This is a genomic window from Amorphoplanes friuliensis DSM 7358, assembly GCF_000494755.1.
GTDB lineage: Bacteria > Actinomycetota > Actinomycetes > Mycobacteriales > Micromonosporaceae > Actinoplanes > Actinoplanes friuliensis.
The window spans coordinates 1,730,125-1,750,160 of sequence record NC_022657.1 but is presented as its reverse complement, the minus strand read 5'-3'; the positions used below and the strand labels follow the sequence as shown (position 1 = coordinate 1,750,160).

General features: G+C 70.9%; 20 protein-coding genes. 4 read left to right on the top strand and 16 right to left on the bottom strand.

The genetic code is table 11. The features are described 5' to 3' along the window. Positions 1 to 46: 46 nt before the first annotated feature. Positions 47 to 850 carry a DUF4097 family beta strand repeat-containing protein gene (locus AFR_RS08095; protein WP_023359418.1) on the top strand — a complete coding sequence of 268 codons (804 nt, stop codon included), beginning with the start codon at positions 47 to 49 and terminating at the stop codon, positions 848 to 850. On the opposite strand, the gene AFR_RS08090 is transcribed toward AFR_RS08095, so the two are convergent. From AFR_RS08090 to AFR_RS08050, 9 genes are all read right to left on the bottom strand, one after another. Next, the gene (locus AFR_RS08090) at positions 828 to 2,084 is read right to left on the bottom strand and encodes an MFS transporter (protein ID WP_023359417.1); all 1,257 of its coding nucleotides are present in this window, start codon (positions 2,082 to 2,084) and stop codon (positions 828 to 830) included. The genes AFR_RS08095 and AFR_RS08090 overlap by 23 nt on opposite strands. Further along, positions 2,081 to 3,136 carry an acyltransferase family protein gene (locus AFR_RS08085; protein ID WP_023359416.1) on the bottom strand — a complete coding sequence of 352 codons (1,056 nt, stop codon included), beginning with the start codon at positions 3,134 to 3,136 and terminating at the stop codon, positions 2,081 to 2,083. The genes AFR_RS08090 and AFR_RS08085 overlap by 4 nt, the downstream gene beginning before the upstream one ends. 75 nt (positions 3,137 to 3,211) lie before the next feature. After that, complete coding sequence (gene era, locus AFR_RS08080; protein ID WP_238547342.1) at positions 3,212 to 4,030, bottom strand: GTPase Era; 819 nt, start codon at positions 4,028 to 4,030, stop codon at positions 3,212 to 3,214. A gap of 1,184 nt (positions 4,031 to 5,214) precedes the next feature. Continuing rightward, entirely contained in the window at positions 5,215 to 5,586 is a 372-nt protein-coding gene (locus AFR_RS08075; RefSeq protein ID WP_023359414.1) for a cytidine deaminase-like protein, read from the bottom strand. After that, entirely contained in the window at positions 5,579 to 6,946 is a 1,368-nt protein-coding gene (locus AFR_RS08070; protein ID WP_023359413.1) for a hemolysin family protein, read from the bottom strand. The genes AFR_RS08075 and AFR_RS08070 overlap by 8 nt, the downstream gene beginning before the upstream one ends. 5 nt (positions 6,947 to 6,951) lie before the next feature. Then, positions 6,952 to 7,422: an rRNA maturation RNase YbeY gene (gene ybeY, locus AFR_RS08065; protein WP_023359412.1), complete on the bottom strand. Its 471-nt coding sequence runs from the start codon at positions 7,420 to 7,422 to the stop codon at positions 6,952 to 6,954. A gap of 18 nt (positions 7,423 to 7,440) precedes the next feature. Further along, entirely contained in the window at positions 7,441 to 8,502 is a 1,062-nt protein-coding gene (locus tag AFR_RS08060) for a PhoH family protein (protein WP_023359411.1), read from the bottom strand. 164 nt (positions 8,503 to 8,666) lie between these two features. Next, entirely contained in the window at positions 8,667 to 10,040 is a 1,374-nt protein-coding gene (locus AFR_RS08055; protein WP_023359410.1) for a serine hydrolase domain-containing protein, read from the bottom strand. Next, a complete protein-coding gene (locus tag AFR_RS08050) occupies positions 10,037 to 10,387 on the bottom strand; it encodes an HIT domain-containing protein (protein ID WP_023359409.1) in 351 nt (116 codons plus the stop codon). The genes AFR_RS08055 and AFR_RS08050 overlap by 4 nt, the downstream gene beginning before the upstream one ends. Before the next feature lie 23 nt (positions 10,388 to 10,410). Between AFR_RS08050 and AFR_RS08045 the strand changes: the two genes are divergently transcribed. Beyond that, entirely contained in the window at positions 10,411 to 11,172 is a 762-nt protein-coding gene (locus AFR_RS08045) for an SDR family NAD(P)-dependent oxidoreductase (RefSeq protein ID WP_023359408.1), read from the top strand. 34 nt (positions 11,173 to 11,206) lie between these two features. Continuing rightward, complete coding sequence (locus AFR_RS08040; protein WP_023359407.1) at positions 11,207 to 13,579, top strand: beta-glucosidase family protein; 2,373 nt, start codon at positions 11,207 to 11,209, stop codon at positions 13,577 to 13,579. 47 nt (positions 13,580 to 13,626) lie between these two features. On the opposite strand, the gene AFR_RS08035 is transcribed toward AFR_RS08040, so the two are convergent. From AFR_RS08035 to AFR_RS08020, 4 genes are all read right to left on the bottom strand, one after another. Next, positions 13,627 to 14,088: a hypothetical protein gene (locus AFR_RS08035; protein ID WP_023359406.1), complete on the bottom strand. Its 462-nt coding sequence runs from the start codon at positions 14,086 to 14,088 to the stop codon at positions 13,627 to 13,629. 182 nt (positions 14,089 to 14,270) lie between these two features. Then, a complete protein-coding gene (locus AFR_RS08030; RefSeq protein WP_023359405.1) occupies positions 14,271 to 15,023 on the bottom strand; it encodes a GNAT family N-acetyltransferase in 753 nt (250 codons plus the stop codon). A 122-nt stretch (positions 15,024 to 15,145) separates the two neighbouring features. Then, complete coding sequence (locus AFR_RS08025; protein WP_023359404.1) at positions 15,146 to 15,712, bottom strand: hypothetical protein; 567 nt, start codon at positions 15,710 to 15,712, stop codon at positions 15,146 to 15,148. A gap of 10 nt (positions 15,713 to 15,722) precedes the next feature. Then, positions 15,723 to 17,024, bottom strand: a complete 1,302-nt coding sequence (locus tag AFR_RS08020) for a lysine N(6)-hydroxylase/L-ornithine N(5)-oxygenase family protein (protein WP_023359403.1) — start codon at positions 17,022 to 17,024, stop codon at positions 15,723 to 15,725. 103 nt (positions 17,025 to 17,127) lie between these two features. Here AFR_RS08020 and AFR_RS08015 point away from each other — a divergent pair, with 103 nt between their 5' ends. Then, a complete protein-coding gene (locus tag AFR_RS08015) occupies positions 17,128 to 18,081 on the top strand; it encodes a methionyl-tRNA formyltransferase (RefSeq protein ID WP_023359402.1) in 954 nt (317 codons plus the stop codon). Here AFR_RS08015 and AFR_RS08010 read toward each other — a convergent pair whose 3' ends face one another. From AFR_RS08010 to panD, 3 genes are read right to left on the bottom strand one after another with little or no spacing between them, the layout of a single operon-like run. Continuing rightward, on the bottom strand, positions 18,082 to 18,810 hold the full coding sequence (locus tag AFR_RS08010) for an SDR family NAD(P)-dependent oxidoreductase (RefSeq protein WP_041840692.1): 729 nt from the start codon (positions 18,808 to 18,810) through the stop codon (positions 18,082 to 18,084). 9 nt (positions 18,811 to 18,819) lie between these two features. Then, positions 18,820 to 19,488, bottom strand: a complete 669-nt coding sequence (locus tag AFR_RS08005) for a hypothetical protein (RefSeq protein ID WP_148307898.1) — start codon at positions 19,486 to 19,488, stop codon at positions 18,820 to 18,822. Positions 19,489 to 19,534: 46 nt separating this feature from the next. Further along, the gene (panD, locus tag AFR_RS08000; protein ID WP_023359399.1) at positions 19,535 to 19,954 is read right to left on the bottom strand and encodes an aspartate 1-decarboxylase; all 420 of its coding nucleotides are present in this window, start codon (positions 19,952 to 19,954) and stop codon (positions 19,535 to 19,537) included. Between the last annotated feature and the right edge of the window lie 82 nt (positions 19,955 to 20,036).

The following is a 20,036-nucleotide window of genomic DNA, read 5'->3' as shown; positions in this document are numbered from 1 at the left end:
GAGGACTGATAGCGCCCGGGTACGAACGCCCCCTAGCGTCACAGGCATGACCCCGACTCTCGCCCGGCGCGCCGGCGCCGCCACCCTGATCGCCGCGACCGCCGCTGTCCTGGCCGGCTGCGGCGGCGGGATCGGCGCCCGGCTGACCTACGACGACACCGAGAAGGTGAAGGTCTCCGAGATCGTCCTGACCGGCGGCAGCGGCGACCTGACCGTACGGACGGCTGCGGTCTCGGAGACGCGGATCAAGCGGATCGTCCGCACCGACAGCGCCGCGGACCCGCAGGCCTCGTACCGCCTCGACGGGACGGTGCTGAACATCGACACCAGCTGCGGCGAGAGCTGCCGGGTGTCGTACGAGATCGAGGCACCGACCGGGGTGGCCGTGCGCGGCAAGCTCGGCTCGAGTGACGTCGCCCTCGCCGACGTGGCGACCGTGGACGTCACCGTCGGGTCCGGTGATGTGGTCATCACCGGGGCGACCGGCTCGGTGGCGATCAAGACCGGCTCGGGTGACATCACCGCCAACAACCTCAAGGGTGCGGTGCAGCTGGTCAGCGGCGCGGGTGACGTCAAGGCGGTCGACCTGTCCGGCGGTGCGGCCGTCCGCGCGCAGGCTTCCTCCGGTGACGTCGACGTGCAGATGACCGCGGTCGCCCCGGTGACCGCGCGGACCGGCAGCGGGGACATCACCCTGCTGGTGCCGGACGGCGCGTACCAGATCAAGACCCACACCGGGTCGGGTGACGAGGCCGTGGTCGGGCTGACCAACGACCCGGCGGCGAAGAACCTGCTCGACGTGCAGACCGGCAGCGGCGACGCGACGATCACGGCTCTGCCGGGGAAGTGACCGTCCGGGTGTCGGCCGGGGCACGCTCACGCCGCGAGAGCCAGACGAACGGCAGCGCGAGCGCGGAGAGCCCGGCCGACAGCACGAACGAGAACGGGTACCCCCAGATGTCGGCGGCCCGGCCCAGACCGGGCTGGGCCACGACACCGCCGGTGGAGGTCATCAGCGAGTCGAAGGACAGGATGGTCGCCCGCTGCCGCGACGGGATCATGCCGTTCAGGTACGCCTGACGCACCGGCTGCGCCGCCGACCCGAGCAGCCCCCAGGCGACGATCAGCACCAGCACCACCCAGAAGTTCCGGATCAGGCCGATCAGCAGCACCACCAGCACACTCAGGCCCAGGGTGGCCAGGAGCATCGACGTGCGCCGGATGAAAACCCTCCTCAGGTACGGCGTGACGAGCCCGCCGACGATCTGCGCAGCCGCAAGAAGTGCCGCCGACAGCCCCGCGATGCCGTACGCGGTCTTGTCGCCCCACAGGTCGAGCAGGTGCGGCTGCAACGCGTACCCGACGTAGATCGTGATCCCGCCCGTGAACGGCGCCGCGAGCATCAGCCAGCGCACCGGCCGCACCTTCAGCCCGAACTCCACCGAGTGGCCGGCGATCGTGCGGACCTCGGCGAGGTAGCTCGTCCCGCGGTCCGGGGTGAAGCCGAGGTCGCGCATCAGCACCGCCGCCAGGGCGAACATCAGCACGAGCACACCGGCGCGCAGCAGGTAGGGCGCGCCGAGACCGGCGAACTGGGCCAGGTAACCGCCGCCGCCCGCGCCGAGCAGCATGCCGACGCCCATGAACACCTGGCCCCGGGCGAACACCGTGTCGAGGCTGCCGGCGTACCCGGTGGCCTGCAGAGCGTCGACCAGCCAGGCCTCGGTCGCGCCGGAGAAGAAGGTGAAACCGAGGCCGATCAGCACCGACGACAGCGCCCAGGCCCAGAACGGCCCCTCGATCTGCCACAACCACAGGTAGAGGACCGTGGTCAGGGCCAGGGTCACCGTGCCGAGCAGGTACGACGCCCGGCGCCCCCACGAGTCCGCGACGATCCCGGTCGGCACCTCGAACAGCACCATGCCGGCGGTGAAGAACGCGTTCGCGGTGAAAGCCTCGAAGTTGCTCAGCCCCGCGTCCAGCAGGAACAGCGTGTTCACGCCCCAGATCAGCGACGCGGCCAGCGTGTTGCCGAGGTTGAGGACGTAGTACGTACGCCGGACCCGCGCGGCGGTGGAGGTCATGAGTGCACGGTCTCACCCACCGGTAGCCGGGCCACAGCAGGTGACACCGGCGCGTCGACCGGCCGGCGGGGGCGGCCTCCCGGCACCAGCACCGGACGGCGGCCCGCGGCGAAGTCCTCGACCCAGCCGACCAGCAGCACCGCCACGGCGACCAGGGCGACGATGACCACGAACCGCCACCCGATGCCCACGGCACCGCGGACGGGCAGGCCGTGCCTCTCCCCGATCGTGGTGACGGCCACGATGATCGGCACGTGCCACAGGTAGATCGTCAGCGCGCGGGCGTTGAGCACCGTGATGAGCCGCGAGGACCGCGCCGCGGTCGCCACGGGGGCGAACCCCAGGGCGACCAGGATGAACGCCGCGGACCACAGGGCGTTGCCGAGGGGGATGTCGTTGAGGTCGTACCCGCGGGGTCCGGGGTGGGTGAGGATCCACGCCGCGCCGAGGGTCCCCAGCGCCGCGGCGAGACCGACGAGGTGCCGGCGGGCCAGGCGGCGCAGCATCCCGTCGTGGTGGGCAAAACCGAGCAGCCAGGCCCCGCCGTAGAGGGCCATGTCCCGCACGATCGCGTGCGGTGTCAGCCCCAGGAAGGTGATCACGACCAGGGCCAGGTAGGGCACGGCGATCGACAGCCTGGGGAACCGGCGGAAGACCGGCAGGACGAGCGGGGACAGCAGGACGAACCACAGGAAGTCCCGCAGGTACCAGGTGGCGCTCAGCGCCATCGAACCCCACCCGTTCGCCGGCGGGTCCTGGATCGGGAACGCCCAGTAGAGGACCTTCCAGTCCCAGGCCAGGCCGGTGAGCAGCATCGCGGGCACGGCGATGACCGACATGGCCCACAGCGAGGGCAGCAGCCGGCGCAGGCGGCGCTCGACCGCCAGTGGTCCGCAGCGGTCGAGCGTGGCCGCCATCAGCGAGCCGGCCAGGGCGAACATCACCGACATGGCGGGAAACGCGATGGTCAGGGCGACCCAGCCGGTGGAATGGTAGACAACCACCCGGACGATCGCGATCGCGCGCAACAGGTCCAGGTACCGATTCCGCATAGCGTTAATGGCTATCGAAACAGACCCGACAAAGCAAATCGAAACGGGCATCCCGTGAGATGACCCACAAATCGATTAAAAACCCAATTTGCGTAACTGCTTCGGGTCCCGCTGCCATTCCTTGGCGATCCGCACGTGCAGATCCAAATAGATCTTGCGGCCCAGCAGCTGTTCGATCTCGGCGCGCGCCCGGGTGCCGACGTCCTTGAGCCGGGCGCCCTTGGTGCCGATCACGATCGACTTCTGACTGTCCCGCTCGACGAACAGGTTCGCATAGATCTTGGTGGTCCGGCCCTCGACGAGCATCTCCTCGACGAGCACCGCGATCGAGTGCGGCAACTCGTCCCGCACACCCTCGAGCGCGGCCTCCCGGATCAGCTCACCGATGAGCACCTGCTCGGGCTCCTCGGTCAGCACATCGTCCGGGTAGAGCGGCGGCGACTCGGGCAGATGCTTGACCAGCACGTCGACCAGCGTCTCGACCTGATGCCCGGAAACCGCGCTGACCGGCACGATGTCGGCAAAATCGTAGAGCTTGCTGACGTCCAGCAGCCGCTTGGTCAGCGTCGCCGGGTCGACCAGGTCGACCTTGGTCACGACGGCGATGACGGTGGCCTTGAGCTCGGCCATCTCCGCCGAGATGAACCGGTCACCGGCGCCGACCGGCTCGTCCGCCGGGAAGCAGATCCCGATCACGTCGACCTCGCTCCAGGTCTCCCGGACGAGGTCGTTGAGGCGCTCACCCAGCAACGTCCGCGGCCGGTGCAGACCAGGGGTGTCGACCAGAACGAGCTGCGAATTCTCCTGGTGCAGGATCCCGCGAATGACGTGCCGCGTCGTTTGCGGCTTGTTCGACGTGATCGCGATCTTCTGCCCGATGATCGCGTTTGTCAGCGTCGACTTGCCGGCATTCGGCCTTCCGACAAAACACGCAAATCCGGCACGGTAGGTGGTCGTATCAACCTCAACCGACCGGCTCGCGGCCTTGTGCCGGTGCTTCTTTCTTTCCGTACGGGCCGGAGCCGTAATGCCCGAAGGACGGGGATCTTGGCTCACCGGTGCTGCGGGGGCACTGGTGGCGGTCTGCTTCGGGGCGGGGCGCTTGGTGACGCCTTCGGCGGCACCGCGCTTCGCGGCACCCGGGTCGCTCTGCTCCCGCCGCGCCGCTCGCCGCTCCTGCCGTCGCAGCTCGTTCCGCTCCCCCGCGGTCAACCGCCGCTCACTCCCAGCCGCCTCGAGCGCGCCGACGCCTGCCTGACCCCGGCCGCCTGCGGTTGTTTGGCTCTTACCGCCGCGCGCTGCAGCCGCCCGACCCCGGCCGCCTGCAGCAGTCTCGCCGCCACCGCCTACGGCCGCCTCACGCTTGCCGCCACGCACGGCTACCTGAGCCGTGCCGCTGTCTGTCTGCCGCTCCGACCCCGCGGTCGCGCCGCCGGCCCGGCTGCTGCCCGCGCCCTGTGAGCGCGCGGCGCGCACGGAACGGCCTGCGGTGCTCTCGGCGACCTGCGGCCGGCCCTGACGGCCCTCACCGCTTGCGGCCTGGGAACGTCCGGACCGGGCTTCGCCACCAGCCAGACGTCCGACACGAACGTCACCGGCACCGGCCTCGGACCGCGCGGCCTTGGCCGCCCGTCCTCCGCTGCCCAGCTGTGACCGTCCCTTGCGCGGCGGCAGAGCCTCGCCGTTCTTCCCGACCCGAGCGGGCCGCAGATCAGCCACGGGAGCACGCCCGGCTCGCACCGGCCGACCCTCACCGCTACCGGCCACACTGCCGGCCGACTGCCGACCACCAGCCGCACCCGACCGACTCGCGCCACCAGCCGCACCCGACCGACTCGCGCCTCCGGCCGTCTGAGAACGACCGGTCCGACCTTCGCCGCCCGCCGCCTGCGACCCCGAGGATCGCCCCGCGGCGCCTGCCGCCTGCGAACGTGCAGGTCGGCCCTCCCCGCCGGCCGGAGAACGACCGGTTCCGGTCGAGCGATCGGTTCCGGTTGAGCGATCGGTTCCGGTTGAGCGATCGGTTCCGGTTGAGCGATCGGTGCGCGCCGGGCGTTCGGGCTGGTCCTTGGTGGGGGTCATGCTGTCACCGAGCCGAGCAGCGTGCCCGTCGGCGACGCGACGTGGATCGGGGCGTCGGCGGCCAGGTCGCGGACGGCCGCGTGGCCGGCCCCGTCCAGGGTCGAGGCCTCGGTGACCACCGCGGCGGCTTCGAGCTTGGTGGCGCCGGCGGCGACCGCGGAGGCCACCGCCAGCTGCAACGCGGTGATCGACATGCTGGGGAGGGTGACGTTCGCGGCGGCGTAGGTGCGGCCGTCCTGGTCGCGGACCGAGGCCCCTTCGGCCGCGTTCACGCGGGCCCGGGCGCCGCGGGCGAGGGTCACCAGCTTGGCGTCCTCGGCGGTGAGCTCGGCGTCCACGGATCCGGCGGGGATGGTCTGGTCAGGCATCGGCGTGCTGTCTTTCCTCGGTCTCGGGGGCGTTCTCGGTGTCCTCGGGGCGGTCCGAGGCGGGTTCGGCCCGGCGCACCAGCACCGAGTCGATCCGGTTGCGGCGGCCGGTGGTGCCTTCCGCGATGAGGTGCAGCCCGCCGACGTCGACCGAGGCGCCGGGGATCGGCACCCGGCCCAGGGTCTGGGCGAGCAGGCCGCCGACGGTTTCGACCTCGTCGGCGGGGAGTTCGACGCCGAAGATCTCGCCGAGGTCCTCGATCGGGAGCCGGGCGGTCACCCGCACCGCCCCGTCCTCGAGGTGGTCGACGGGCGGGCGTTCGACGTCGTACTCGTCGGTGATCTCGCCGACGATCTCCTCGAGGATGTCCTCGATGGTGACCAGGCCGGCGGTGCCGCCGTACTCGTCGACGACGATGACCAGGTGGGTGCGGGCCGCCTGCATCTCCGACAGGAGGTCGTCGACGGGCTTGGACTCGGGCACGAACGTGGCCGGGCGCATCAGCTCGGCGACCGGCATGGCGGAGGCCGCCGGGTCGCCGTTCTGGGTGCTGCGGACGACGTCCTTGAGGTAGACCACACCGAGGACGTCGTCGACGCTTTCGCCGATGACCGGGATGCGGGAGAAGCCGGAGCGCAGGAAGAGGTAGAGCGCCTGCTGCAGCGTCTTGGGTGCTTCTATCCACACCATCTCGGTGCGCGGCACCATGACCTCACGGGCGATGGTGTCACCGAGCGCGAAGACCGAGTGGATCATCTCGCGTTCGCCGTGCTCGACAACACCGCGCTGCTCGGCGAGGTCGACGAGCTCGCGCAGCTCGACCTGACTGCCGAACGGTCCCTCGGGGAAGCCCTTGCCGGGTGTGACGGCGTTGCCGATCAGGATCAGCAGGGACGCCAGGGGGTTCAGGGCGCGGCCGAGCCAGCGCACCAGCGGCGCGGTTGCCCGGCCCACGGCGTACGCGTGCTGGCGCCCGACCGTGCGGGGCGCGACACCGACGACCACGAAGCTGACCAGGGTCATCCCGCCGGCGGTGACCAGTGCGGCACGCCAGCCGACACCCCAGCTGTCCACCGCGACCAGCGCGACCAGGGTGGTCGCGGTCAGCTCGCAGAGCAGCCGGAGCAGCAGGAGGAGGTTGAGGTGCCGGACCACGTCACCGGCGACGGCGGCCATCGCGGCAGCACCCCGCTGACCTTCACGGGCCATCTCCGCGGCACGGGCCGTGGAGACGGTGGCGAGCGCGGCGTCGGTCATCGAGGCCAGGCCGGCCAGGAAGACCAGGATCACCGCGTAGATGATCAGTTGCAGGTCGGGCAGGCCGCTGGGCGGGCCTGCCGCGAGTAAGGACGGCTCCACGGAGATCAGCCGGCCCGCCGTCCGGAGCGCCAGCTCTGCAGGAGCCGGGCCTGCAGCGCGAACATCTCGCGCTCCTCCTCGGGCTCGGCGTGGTCGTAGCCGAGCAGGTGCAGCACCCCGTGCACGGTGAGCAGGTGCAGCTCGTCGGCGGGGGTGTGCCCGGCGGCCGCGGCCTGTTTCGCCGCGACCTCGGGGGCGAGCACGATGTCGCCGAGCAGGGCCGGCTCACCGGTCCCGGCCTCGCCGGGACCGTGGTCGACACTGCCCTCGTCCATGGGGAACGCGAGCACGTCGGTGGGGCCGTCGCTGCCCATCCACCGATGGTTGAGCTCGGTCATGTAGTCGATGTCGACCAGCAGGATCGACAGCTCGGCGAGGGGGTTGACCCCCATCTCCTCGAGCGCGTGCCGGGCCACCGCCAGGATCGCGTCGGTGTCGACCTCGACTCCCGACTCGTTGGCGATCTCGATGGACATTCGGTCCTTAACCCCTTATCAGCGCCGGCGGTTGGGTCGGCCACCGCTGGCGGCGCGACCCTGCACGGCATGGACGGACTGCGTGGCCTGCTGCTCCAGATCGGCGTCGTACCTCGCGTACGCGTCGACGATCTCGGCGACCAGCCGGTGCCGGACGACGTCGGAGCTGGTGAGCTCGGAGAAGTGCACGTCGTCGACGCCCTGCAGGATCTCACGGACGATGCGGAGGCCGCTGGTGGTGCCACCCGGCAGGTCGACCTGGGTGACGTCACCGGTCACCACGATCTTGGCTCCGAAGCCGAGCCGGGTGAGGAACATCTTCATCTGCTCGGGAGTCGTGTTCTGCGCCTCGTCGAGGATGATGAACGCGTCGTTGAGCGTGCGTCCCCGCATGTAGGCCAGCGGGGCGACCTCGATCGTGCCCGCCTGCATCAGCCGCGGGATCGACTCGGGGTCGAGCATGTCGTGCAGTGCGTCGTACAGCGGTCGCAGGTAGGGGTCGATCTTCTCGTTGAGCGTGCCGGGCAGGAAGCCCAGCCGCTCGCCGGCCTCGACGGCCGGACGGGTGAGGATGATCCGGTTGACCTGCTTGGCGGTCAGCGCCTGCACGGCCTTGGCCATGGCCAGGTACGTCTTACCCGTACCGGCGGGGCCGATGCCGAACACGATCGTGTTTTCGTCGATGGCGTCGACGTAACGCTTCTGGCCGAGCGTCTTGGGGCGGATGGTCTTGCCGCGCCGGGAGAGGATGTTGAGAGTGAGCACCTCGGCGGGACGCTCGGCAGTGTTTTGCTCGAGCATCGCGACGGTGCGGCGGACGGCGTCGACGCTGAGCGTCTCGCCCTTCTCGATCAGCTCGATGAGCTCCGAGAAGAGACGCTCGGCGGTCGCGTTGTCGGCCGGGGCGCCGGTGAGGGTGATCTCGTTGCCGCGGACGTGCACGTCGCTGGTGAGGGTCCGCTCGATCAGGCGCAGGATCTCGTCCTTGGCGCCGAGCAGGTTCACCATGATCTTCGGGTCGGAGACCGAGATCTTGGTCTGCACCCGAGCGGCAGCGTTGCTGGGGTCGGTGCCGGTCATAGGGGCGGCCGTGAGGCCTACGCCACCTGCTCTCTTTCTCGTCGCCGCATCGGGTGGCACCGCCGGTGGTCGGCGGCCCGCGTAAGGACCGTGCCATCGTATCCGGTCCGTGCCTGCCCCGCCGAGGGCATTATCGGCGGGTTCTTCACGGGCGGTAAGCGGGGTCAGCCGGTGGAGACCGGGATGCCGTCGAAGGTTTCCTGCACGCGGGTGAAGCGGTAGGTCGCCCAGTGCATCCGGACCACCGTTCCGTCGGCGTCGCGGGTCAGGCGGAGCAGCTCGCCGGCCTCGCGGCCCGAGACGGTCCGGAGCAGGTCGGGCTGGTCGGGCAGCGGCCGGAAGATCGACGGTGGCCGGTCCGCGGGCGCGTCGGCCCCGCGGGACTGCAGCGTGCCGTCGTGCCAGCTGAAGACGTGCGCGAAGCCCTCGCTCCACCACGGTCCGAGCACCGACCTGTACGCCTCGGGCGCGGCCCGGCCCGGCGTCCAGGGCCGGATGTCGGCGGGGTCGGCCTCGACCGCGAGCCCGAGCAGCTCGTGCACCAGCTCGTTGATCTCCGTGGCCGTTCCGGAGGAGGCCAGGACGGCCGCGCCGAGCGCGCCGGGGTTGCCTTCGCCGCCGCGGCGGCCGTAGACGCCGGCCAGGAAGCCTGGCATCGCGCCGTCGTGCCCCACGTGCATGATCCGCTTGCCCTGCGGCGCGAGGATCAGGCCGAGGCCGAAGCCGCCGGACCACAGGGTCTCGTCGGTGGTGGTCTGCGGCCAGCGCATCTCGTCGACCGTCTCGGGCGCGAGCACCAGCGCACCCGGGTCGACGATTTCCGGGCTGGCCAGGAACGCGGCCCAGCGGGCCATGTCGGCGGCGGTGCTCCAGATCTGCGCGGCGGGTGACGCGCCACCCATGTCGAGCTGCGGCTCGGGCCGGGCGGCGTCCGAGTAGGTGTCGACGAGGTATCCCACGACGGCGTCGCCGGTGGGCTCGACCGTGGTCGACGTCAGGCCGAGCGGCTCGAGGATCTGCTCGTGCAGGACGGACGCCCAGGTGCCGCCGCGGAGCTTGGCGACCAGCTGGCCGAGCACGGCCAGGCCGAGATTGGAGTAGTGGTAGCGGCGGTTGTTGGGCAGCACCCGCTCGGCCCGGGCCAGGTCGGCGAGCAGGGCGGCGTCGTCGGGTGCGACGAGCACGTCCCACACGTCGCCGTACGGCTCGCGCTGGAAACCGGCCGTGTGCGACAGCAGCCGCCGGATGGTCGCCGTGCCGTGCGCGGGCACGTCGAGGTGCTGGGCGATGGGGTCGTCGAGGTCGAGCAGGCCGTCGTCGCGCGCCTGCATGACCAGGACGGCGGTGAAGGTCTTGGTGACCGAGCCGATCCGGAACCGGCTGTCGGCGTCGAGCGGGTGACCGGGGTTGCCGGAGTCGCCCACGGTGCAGGTCCAGAGGCTGCGGTCGGCACGGTGCAGCGCCACGGAGAGGGCGGGCACCCGGGCGTCGGCCTGGACCCGGCGGACCGCGCGCTCGAGGCGCTCCTGCGCCGTCACCGGGCGACCATGGGGCCGAGGGGCTTGCCGCCGACGACGTGGGCGTGCACGTGGAAGACCTCCTGGCCACCGTTGACACCGCTGTTGAAGATCAGCCGGTAGCCGTCGGCGAGCAGCCCTTCCGCCTCGGCGACCGCTGCGACGGCAGCCAGCAGGTCGGCAGCGGCCTTCGGGTCGGCGGTGGCGATCGCGGCGACGTCCGGATGGTGCGCCTTGGGGATCACCAGGACGTGCACCGGGGCCTTGGGATCGATGTCGCGGAAGGCCAGCGTGGTGTCGGTCTCGTGCACGACGGCAGCGGGGATCTCCCCGGCGGCGATGCGGCAGAACAGGCAGTCGTTGTCCACGCCGAAGATCCTAGAGTGAGCCCATGACAGGACGGGCGATCCTCGTGACCGGTTCCTCCCGCGGCATCGGGCGGGCGATCGCCGCCCGCTTCGCCGCCGGCGGTGACCGCGTCGCCATCCACCATCGGGATTCCGCCGCTCTCGCGGAAAAACTTGCTTCCGAGCTTCCCGGTACGGGACACGTCGTGGTCCAGGGCGATCTCGCCGACCCTGCCGCCGTACGCGCGCTGGTCGACGACGCGGCGGCGCGGCTCGGTGGGCTGGACGTGCTGGTCAACAACGCGGGTGTCTTCGGCACCGTGGACCGGCCGCATCCGGTGTTCGAGACCAGCTACGACGAGTGGCAGGCGAAGTGGCGCGGCACCTTCGACGTGAACCTCTTCGGGGCGGCGAACGCGGCGTGGGCGGCGGCGCAGCACATGCGTGAGCGCGGCGGCCGCATCGTCAACGTCTCGTCGCGGGGCGCGTTCCGCGGTGAACCGGACCAGCCCGCGTACGGCGCGAGCAAGGCGGCGCTGAACTCGATGGCGCAGTCGCTGGCGGTGGCACTGGCCCCGTACGGGATCGGGGTGGCCTGTGTGGCTCCGGGGTTTGTTGAGACGGACATGACGAAGGAGCATCTCGAGGCCGAGCAGGGTGACGCGATCCGGGCGCAGAGCCCGTTCAACCGGGTGGCGCGGCCGGAGGAGATCGCGAGTGCGGTGCACTGGCTGGCGTCGGGCGAGGCGGAGTGGGCGTCGGGGACGATCGTCGACCTGAACGGGGCTTCCTACCTGCGCACGTAAGATCCACCGGAGCCGACTGAATGGGAGCGCTTCCATGGATGACCTGCTGGCCCGGTTGACCCTCGAGGAGAAGGTGTCGCTCTTGGGCGGCCAGGACTTCTGGTCCCTTCCCGCGATTCCGAGGATCGGGCTGCGCTCGCTGGTGATGTCCGACGGCCCGATCGGTGTCCGCGGCACTGGCTGGGCCCCCGAAGACCCGTCGATCGCCCTGCCCAGCCCCACCGCCCTGGCCGCGACCTGGGATCCGTCCCTGGCCCGCACGGCCGGCCGCCTGCTCGGCCAGGAGTCGCGCCGCAAGGGTGTGCACCTGCTGCTGGGTCCGACGGTCAACCTCCAGCGCACGCCGCTGGGTGGCCGGCACTTCGAGTGCTACTCGGAGGATCCCCTGCTCAGCGGGGAGATCGGCGTCGGTTTTGTCGAAGGTGTGCAGGACCACGGCGTCGGCACCACGGTCAAGCATCTGGTGGGCAACGACTTCGAGACCGAGCGGATGACCGTGGACGTCCGCATCGGCGAGCGGGCGCTGCGGGAGATCTATCTGGCGCCCTTCGAACGGGTCGTCGCCGCGGGCGGCTGGGGTGTGATGAGCGCCTACAACGGCGTGAACGGCTCGCCGATGGCCTCCAACGGGCGCCTGCAGTCGGACATCCTCAAGGACGAGTGGGGTTTCGACGGCATCGTGGTCTCGGACTGGCGCGCGGCCCGGTCGACGGTCGGTGCGGCGCTCGGCGGCCTGGACATCGCCATGCCGGCGCTGGAGAACCCGTGGGGCGACAAGCTGGTCGTGGCGGTCCGCGCCGGCGAGGTGCCCGAGGAGGTCGTCGACGACAAGGTACGCCGGGTGCTGCTCCTGGCTGCCCGGGCCGGCCTGCTCGACGGCGTACCGGGAGCGGTCCTGACACCTCCCGCGGACCTGGACGGGGACGCGGTGGCCCACGAGGTCGCGGCCCGGTCCTTCGTCCTGGCCCGCAACGAGAATTTCACGCTGCCGCTGGAGGCCGCGGCCCTGACCCGGCTGGCCCTGATCGGCGCGCTGGCGACCGACGCGCGGGTGCTCGGCGGTGGCAGCGCGCAGGTGACGCCGCCGCACGTGATCTCGCCGCTGGCGGGTCTCGGCCGGGCCCTGCCGGGAGTGGACGTGGCCTACGCCGTCGGCGCCGACCCGCGGCCGTTCCTGCCGGTGCTGCCGCTGCCGGCCTCGGTCGAGCTGCTCGGGGCGGACTTCGAGTTCAGTGTCGACACCGCCGCCGTGCGCTGGATCGGTGACCTGCCCGGCGCCGTCGACCCGGCCGTGGTGACCGGGCTGGAGCTGCGCACCACGTTCACGCCGGACGAGGACGGCGAGCACACGTTCGCGGTGTCCGGCTTCGGGACCTTCGACCTGCGGGTCGGCACCGTGGAGGTGCCGGTGGGCACCCTGCACCCGCCGACGGCCACCCGCGCCGACCTGCTGCTGTCGCCGCGGGAGCACCGGGCGGTCGTGCCGCTGACGGCCGGCGAGCCGGTCGAGATCGTGCTGCGCCAGACCATCAAGCCGGGCATGGCGCACACCGTCAGCGCGACCCTCGGTCACCACGCTCCGGGTGTCTCCGCGGAGAGCATGCTGGACGAGGCCGTCGCGCTGGCCGCCGAGTGTGACGTCGCGGTGGTGGTCGTCGGGACGACCGAGCAGACCGAGTCCGAGGGCTTCGACCGCAAGTCGCTGGCCCTGCCCGGCCGCCAGGACGAGCTGGTCGCCCGCGTGGCCGCGGCGAACCCCCGCACGATCGTGGTCGTCAACGCCGGCTCGCCGGTGCTGCTGCCCTGGGCGGACGACGTGGCCGCGGTGCTGCTGACCTGGTTCCCGGGTCAGGAGGCCGGTGCGGCGCTGGCCGACGTGCTGCTCGGCGTCCTCGAGCCGGGCGGCCGTCTGCCGACGACGTGGCCGCGCCGCGAGCAGGACTGCCCGATCCTCGAGGTGGTCCCGGAGGACGGTGTCGTCGAATACGACGAGGGCGTCTTCATCGGCTACCGCGCCTGGGAGCGGGCGGGCACCACTCCCCTGTACGCCTTCGGTCACGGCCTGGGCTACACGACGTGGGAGTACGAGACGCTGGCAGCCACGGCCACGGAAGCGGTGGTGACACTGACGAACACCGGCGCTCGCGAGGGCCGGGAGATCGTGCAGGTCTACGTGGCACCGCAGGACCCGCCGGCGGCAGCGGCGCTGGAGCGGCCGGCGCGGTGGCTGGCCGGGTTCGAGGCGGTGTCGGCCCGTGCGGGCGAGACGGTGACCGTCCGCATCCCGTTGCCGCCGCGCACCTGGCAGGTCTGGGACGAGGGCTGGCACACGGTCCCCGGCACGTACGCCGTGACCGCCGCCCACGCCCTCGACGACCCGCGGCTGACCGCCGGGCTGGAGCTGTAGACACACCGGCGGGCCCGACCGAGATGGTCGTGGCCCGCCGGTGGTGATCAGTTGCGGGTGACCGTGAGGTCGAGGCCCTTGTCCGTGTTGTGGGTCCAGGCCACGGAGAAGCCGGGCCAGTCGCCCTGCAGCTGCCCGTCGGCGGCGACCGTGGCGTACATCCGGGAGCTCAGTGCGCCGGGGACCTGCAGCGTGTCGAGCACGCAGGTCATCGCGCTCTCGGAGAGGCCGACCGGGAACTTGTCCCCGGCGCCGTTGATGACCAGTTGCCGGTTGCGGCTCTTGAGTTCGAGACCTTCCTTCTCGGGGTCGCACTTGCTGACCGCGACGAGCAGGGGGTCCTGCTCCGCGGCGGCGACGGGCTGCGCAGCGTCGGCGCTGTCGCTGTTCAGAAGCTTGGGCACGAACACGATGCCGGCGGCAACCAGGAGAACGGCAAAAATCAGCCACGGAAGCGGACTGCGCTTCCGGACGTGCGGTGGTGGTGAAGGATGGCGGGGCTGCGTCATGTGGGTTCCTTCGCGCCAGGGGAGGGGGCGGACGCGCGGTCGAAAGTGTGCGCTACCCCACGCAACAAGACAACGATCATCGGCCGATCTGACTAATCGGACGAGTCGACTTTGGAAATAAGTCTTACCAGACCCCTCAGGTTTCGTTACCCACAGTAATATCCGCCACGCTTGGAAATCATTCAGTCACGCTCAGCGATTCGATAGTGATAGCTGTGCGAGGAGGTGAAGCCGGCCCGGGCGTACAGGGAACGGGCCGCGCGGTTGCCCTCCTCGACCTGGAGGTAGAGCCCGGCAACGCCCTGGGCGACGGCCCAGCGGGCGCCCGCCCGGAGCACGGCCGAGGCCAGACCCTGACGGCGATGGCGCGGATCGGTGGCCATGCAGAAGACCCCGGCCCAGCCGCCGGTCGCGACGAACAGCCCGATCGCCCGGTCACCCACCCGGACGAAGGCCGCCGGCTCCGGAAGGTTCTCCAGCACCGCGATCGCGTCCCCGCTCAGCGTCCGGTAGGCGGCCAGCCATTCCGCAGTGGAATGATCCGTGACGTCAGTGGAGTGATCCGTGACGTCGGTGGCATGACGCGGCGGCTCGGCGACCGCCGGCGCGGTCAGGACAAGCGTGGGCGCCTCCCGGCGATAACCGCGCGCGGCCAGGTGCGCGTCGAGCTGCGCGTGATGCTCGGCCGGGCTGACCTGGATCGTGACCGGCAGCTCGCGGGCCCGGTAGAACGCCTCGACCTCGTCGAGCCCGGCAGGTGCGGGCGGCGGCAGCGCTGAGTTGGACCGCCGGCGCGGAACACCGGGCGTGTGCCGCAGCAGCCACCCACCGGACTTCTCAACCTCCGTGGCAGGCCAGGCCGCCGCGGCGGCAAGCTCGATCGCCCACGCGTCCACGGCCCGACCGCCCGGCTCGTACTCCGACCCGGTCAGCACCGCTCAGCCCTGCGGACCAGGCGCCCGGCCGTCACCGACCCGCGCCCCTGCCACTGCGGCACTTCCTCAACCCTCATGCCCATCCCAACAGCGTACGCATAAAGATACGTATAGCCGAATGGTTATTTCGAGGATCGACCGAGCACCGCCTCGCCCCGCGGCGAGAGGCGATAGCCGACCTCGAGACTCTCGGTCAGGCCCAGCTCCTTGAGCCGGCGCACGTCACGCTTGAACGACGCCAGCTCCGCATAACCGGCGTCCACGAACAGATCACCCGCGCGCACCGCGGGCCGCGACCCGATCAGGCGCAGCACCGGACGCGTCCACGCCCCGCGCCTGCTCCCCCGGTCGATCCGGTCGAGCGCCGCCAGCACCTCGTCCACACCCGCCTCGTCGGTACGCAGGGCGATGCGGGGGTCCTCTCCGGCGTACGCGACCTCGATGCGGAAAAGCGGATGGGCCGGATCCCCGGGCAGATCGGCTCGCAACGCCGCCACATCGGGGTAGCCGGCCGCGGTCGCGTCGGCGGGCTCGACGCCGGGCACCTCCGCGACCGACCGGACCTCGACCAGGCCGATCATCGTGCGCAAGCGGGTGCCCGCGCGGACGCGGGCCCGGCGCCAGTGGCGGAAGACCACTGACACCCGGCCCTCGCGGATGCGGTTCAGAGCTTCTTCGCGGAAGAGCACCCCATCAGGATCACACCGCGACGAGGGCGGGGGCGGTCTTGCGGGTGATGACGGAGTCGAGGATCTCGCCGACGCGGATCGCGGTGTTGGACAGCAGGGCCGAGGTGATGCCGTGGGTGTGCTCGGTGCCGCCCTGCAGGTAGATGCCGACGCGCAGCCGGGGGTCGGTCGCCGCGCGGTAGTCGCGTTCGACCTTCGGACGGCCCTGGTCGTCGCGGAGGCACAGGTCGCCGAGCTCGCCGAGGATCGCGTACGGGTCGGCCACGTGGTAACCCGTCGCGCACACGATGACGTCCGCGGTCAGGCTGGTCGTCTCGCCGGTGACCAGGGACCGGATGCCCGCGACGACCTGGTCGGGGCCGTCGGTCACGTGGGTCATGCGGGACACGTTCAGCATGCGCAGACGCTCGCGGCCCAGGACCTTCTCCTGGTACGCCCGGCGGTACAGGTCGTCGATGAGGTCGATGTCCACCACGGAGTAGTTCGTGTTGGCGTGGTAGCCCATCAGCTGCTGCTTCACGTCCTCGGGCGCCAGGTAGAAGTCGTCGACGGCGTCGGGGTCGAAGATGCGGTTCGCAAAACTGCTGTCGTCGGCGGGCGAGTAGCCGTACCGGGAGAAGACCGCGCAGATCTCGGTCTCGGGGAACTCGCGGTGCATCGTGGCGACGGCCTCCGCGGCGCTCTGCCCCGCGCCCACCACGATGATGCGCCGCGGCTGGGTGCCCTTGAGCTTGGGCATGTTGTGCAGCAGGTCGCTGGTGTGCCAGACGCGGTCCGACGCGGTGACACCCTCGGGCAGGCGCGGGCGCAGACCCGTACCGATGATGAGGTTGCGGGCCCGGTGGGTGCTCAGGCGGCCGCCGTTGCGGGACAGGACGTCGGCCGCGACCACGTCGCCGGCGGCGTCGGTCACGGGGGTCACCGAGAGCACCTCGGTGTCGTAGGTGACCTGGTCACCGACCTGTGCGGCCGCCCAGGAGAAGTAGTCGTGGAACTCCACCCGCAGCGGGAACAGGCTCTTGTGGTTGATGAAGTCGATGAGCCGGCCCTGGCTGTGGAGGTAGCGCAGGAAGCTGAACTCGCTCGTCGGGTTCCGCAGCGTCACCAGGTCCTTGAGGAAGGAGACCTGCATGGTGGCGTCGTCGAGCAACATGCCGCGATGCCACCCGAAACCGGCCTGGCGTTCGAGGAACCGCGTGGTGACCCGCGCGTCCGGACCGCCCGCGTCGTTGTGTTCCGACACGGCGATGGCCATGGCCAGATTGGACGGGCCGAAGCCGATCCCCACGACATCGAGTTCAGGTTCAGACATGTCCGTCCCCTCAATGGCGGGGCCGACCTGACCCCGGATTTCGGTTAGCCTAACCTAAGCCTGCGCGGGGTGGCCCGCAGTGTCGAGTGAGGGAGAGCTATTCATGCGCGTCGTCATGTTCGGTTTCCAGACCTGGGGTCATCGGACCCTGCAGGCCCTGCTGGACTCGGAGCACGACGTGGTCATGGTGGTGACCCATCCGGCCGGTGAGGGCGCCTACGAGAAGGTCTGGTCCGACTCGGTCGCCGAGCTGGCCGAATCCCACGGTGTGCCCGTGCTGCTGCGCGAACGCCCCGATGACGAAGAGCTGTACGAGGCCCTCAAGCAGGTGGCACCCGACGTCATCGTCGCTACCAACTGGCGGACGTGGATCCCGCCGCGCATCTTCACCCTGCCCGTCTTCGGAACGCTCAACGTGCACGATGCGCTGCTCCCGGCGTACGCGGGATTTTCGCCCCTGATCTGGGCTCTGCTCAACAACGAGCCCGAGGTCGGCGTCACCGCTCACATGATGGACGACACCCTGGACGCGGGTCCGATCGTGCTGCAGCGGGCCGTCCCGGTCGGTCCGGCCGACACCACGACGGATCTGTTCGACAAGACGCTGGAGCTCTTCGGGCCGATCACCGTCGATGGCCTCGCGGAGATCGCCTCCGGGCGTCGCGACTTCGTGCCGCAGGACCGGAGCAAGGCGAGCTTCTTCCACAAGCGGTCGGAGGAGGACATCCGGATCGACTGGACGTGGACCGCCGAGGAGCTCGAGCGGCTGGTCCGGGCCCAGTCGGCGCCCTATCCGCAGGCGTTCTGCTTCCACAAGGGACGACGCCTGGAGATCATCACCGCGGCCGTCTCCGAGGCGGTCTACGGCGGCACCCCCGGACGCATCTTCTACCGCGAGGGTGACGGCGTGGCGATCGTGGCCGGCGCGGAGGCCCGGCGCGGCCGCAGCAAGGCGCTGCTGATCCGTTCGGTACGCACCGACGAGGGTGTCGAGCTCCCCGCGCACGACTACTTCAGGACCATGGGCGGATATCTGACCAGCCACCCCGACCGCTGATCAGCGGTAGACCAGGCCGGCCCCGACCTCGACGACCTGGCCGGTCATCGCCGACGCGCCGTCGGAGACCAGGAAACGCACGGCGGCGACCAGGTCCTCCGGGACCAGCCGCCGCGGCACCGCCTGTCTGGCCAGGATCTCGGCATGCGGGTCACCACCCGCCAGCTCGACCTCCCGCTCGGTCAGGATCGCGCCCGGCGAGAGGGCGTTCACCGTCACCCCGGACGGGCCGAGCCCGTGGGCCAGGGAGCGGGTGAGGCCGACCAGTGCGGCCTTGCTGGCGACGTAGGACGGCCCGGACGGACCCCCGAGGCGGACGGTCGCCGAGGTGACGTTGACGATCCGGCCCCAGCCGCGTGCGGCCATCCCGGCGCTGAGCGCCTGCGCCAGCAGCATGGGCGCGGTGACGTTGACGGTGAACGTCTCCTGCCACTCGGCCAGCGACAGGTCACCGAGGTCGACGTTCGAGGCGCGGGAGGCGTTGTTGACGAGGATGTCGACCGGGCCGGCCTCCTCCGCGAGGCGCCGCACAGCATCGGGGTCGGCCAGGTCGGCGTCGAGAAGCTCGGCGTCGGCGCCGAGCTCGCGGCACTGCCGGGCGACCTCCGCGGCCTCGCCGGCCGCCGTCAGATGGTGCAGCAGCAGTGTCCGGCCCGGCTCGGCCAGCCCCACCGCCACGGCGGCCCCGATCCCCCGCCGCGCACCGGTGACAAGAATGCGTCTGCCCACGTCAGGAGCCTAGTCGGCGAACTGATCAATGAGGCGGACCCGCTCTGTCAGCCCGCGCCGGACGTTGACGGCCCGCTGGAGGTCCAGGGGCGGGACGCGGATGTCGTGGTCGCGCCAGCGCACCTTGTCCAGCCGCGCAGCGGCGTGCGGACCGAAATCGGTGATCTCCGGCTGATCCGCCGCCGGGCCGACACCACCGGCCCACTCCACGCGGGCGCCGAACATGGCCCGCCCGAACCAGTCGCAGAACCAGTCGACCGCGGCAACCGGCTCGACCAGCCCGTCGAGCAGCAGCTCCCCGGCCCGGTGGGAGTCTGCGCCGGACACGACCAGATCGAGGTCGCCGGGCGTGATCGCCATGCCTCGCGCGGCCAGGGCGGCACTACCGGTCAGCCACCAGTCGATGCCCTCCAGCCGCCGGCAGACCAGGTCGAGGGTCTCCTCCCAGAGCACCGGCTCGAGCCCCGCGAGCTGACGCAGCCACGGCTCGGCCAGCCGCTGAAAATTGACCCAGGCGTCGTCGACGTGCGGGGTGCCGGCCGGACAGCTCCTGACCCAGCAGCCGTCCCGCTCGGTGAAGGCGGACCGTTGCAGCGCCGGCACCAACTCGTCCGGTGCGGCGACGACCCGGAACTCGGTGACCTCGGCGTCGTCGTACCGCTCGTATCGCATCCCCATGCCGGTCATCCCAGCACGGGGATACGACAGTTCGTCAGTGGAATCCTCAGTGCACGAGCGCCCGGCCGGAGATCTGGTCGTCAGCGCCCGGCACCGGCGCCGACGGGTCCGAGCCGATCTCCACGAGTTCGTTGCGCTCGTTGACGTGTGCGACCCGGGGCGCGTAATCGGCGCGTTCACGCTCGTCGACCTGCTTGAACGACATGATGATGATCAGATCGCCGACCGCCACCAGCCGGGCGGCCGCGCCGTTGATGCCGATCACGCCGGAGCCCGCCGCGCCCTCGATGACGTAGGTCACGAGCCGGGCGCCGTTGGTGATGTCGACAACCTGGACCTGCTCGCCCTCGACGAGGTCGGCCGCGTCCATCAGCGTCTTGTCGATCGTGATCGAGCCCACGTAGTGCAGGTCTGCCTGGGTCACGGTGGCGCGATGGATCTTGCCGCCGAGCAGGGTCCGCTGCATGTGTGTCGTCCTCCTTGAAGTGCCACGACCAGGCCCTGGGCCCGCCGTCGAAGCAAAGGTAGCCTAACCTAACCTCTCACCG

Excerpts from the sequence above, each read along its gene's own strand:
- AFR_RS08095 (WP_023359418.1), top strand. The coding sequence starts at position 47 with ATGACCCCGACTCTCGCCCGGCGCGCCGGCGCCGCCACCCTGATCGCC.
- AFR_RS08090 (WP_023359417.1), bottom strand. The coding sequence starts at position 2,084 with ATGACCTCCACCGCCGCGCGGGTCCGGCGTACGTACTACGTCCTCAAC.
- AFR_RS08085 (WP_023359416.1), bottom strand. The coding sequence starts at position 3,136 with ATGCGGAATCGGTACCTGGACCTGTTGCGCGCGATCGCGATCGTCCGG.
- AFR_RS08075 (WP_023359414.1), bottom strand. The coding sequence starts at position 5,586 with ATGCCTGACCAGACCATCCCCGCCGGATCCGTGGACGCCGAGCTCACC.
- ybeY (WP_023359412.1), bottom strand. The coding sequence starts at position 7,422 with ATGTCCATCGAGATCGCCAACGAGTCGGGAGTCGAGGTCGACACCGAC.
- AFR_RS08060 (WP_023359411.1), bottom strand. The coding sequence starts at position 8,502 with ATGACCGGCACCGACCCCAGCAACGCTGCCGCTCGGGTGCAGACCAAG.
- AFR_RS08045 (WP_023359408.1), top strand. The coding sequence starts at position 10,411 with ATGACAGGACGGGCGATCCTCGTGACCGGTTCCTCCCGCGGCATCGGG.
- AFR_RS08040 (WP_023359407.1), top strand. The coding sequence starts at position 11,207 with ATGGATGACCTGCTGGCCCGGTTGACCCTCGAGGAGAAGGTGTCGCTC.
- AFR_RS08035 (WP_023359406.1), bottom strand. The coding sequence starts at position 14,088 with ATGACGCAGCCCCGCCATCCTTCACCACCACCGCACGTCCGGAAGCGC.
- AFR_RS08020 (WP_023359403.1), bottom strand. The coding sequence starts at position 17,024 with ATGTCTGAACCTGAACTCGATGTCGTGGGGATCGGCTTCGGCCCGTCC.
- AFR_RS08015 (WP_023359402.1), top strand. The coding sequence starts at position 17,128 with ATGCGCGTCGTCATGTTCGGTTTCCAGACCTGGGGTCATCGGACCCTG.
- AFR_RS08005 (WP_148307898.1), bottom strand. The coding sequence starts at position 19,488 with ATGGGGATGCGATACGAGCGGTACGACGACGCCGAGGTCACCGAGTTC.
- panD (WP_023359399.1), bottom strand. The coding sequence starts at position 19,954 with ATGCAGCGGACCCTGCTCGGCGGCAAGATCCATCGCGCCACCGTGACC.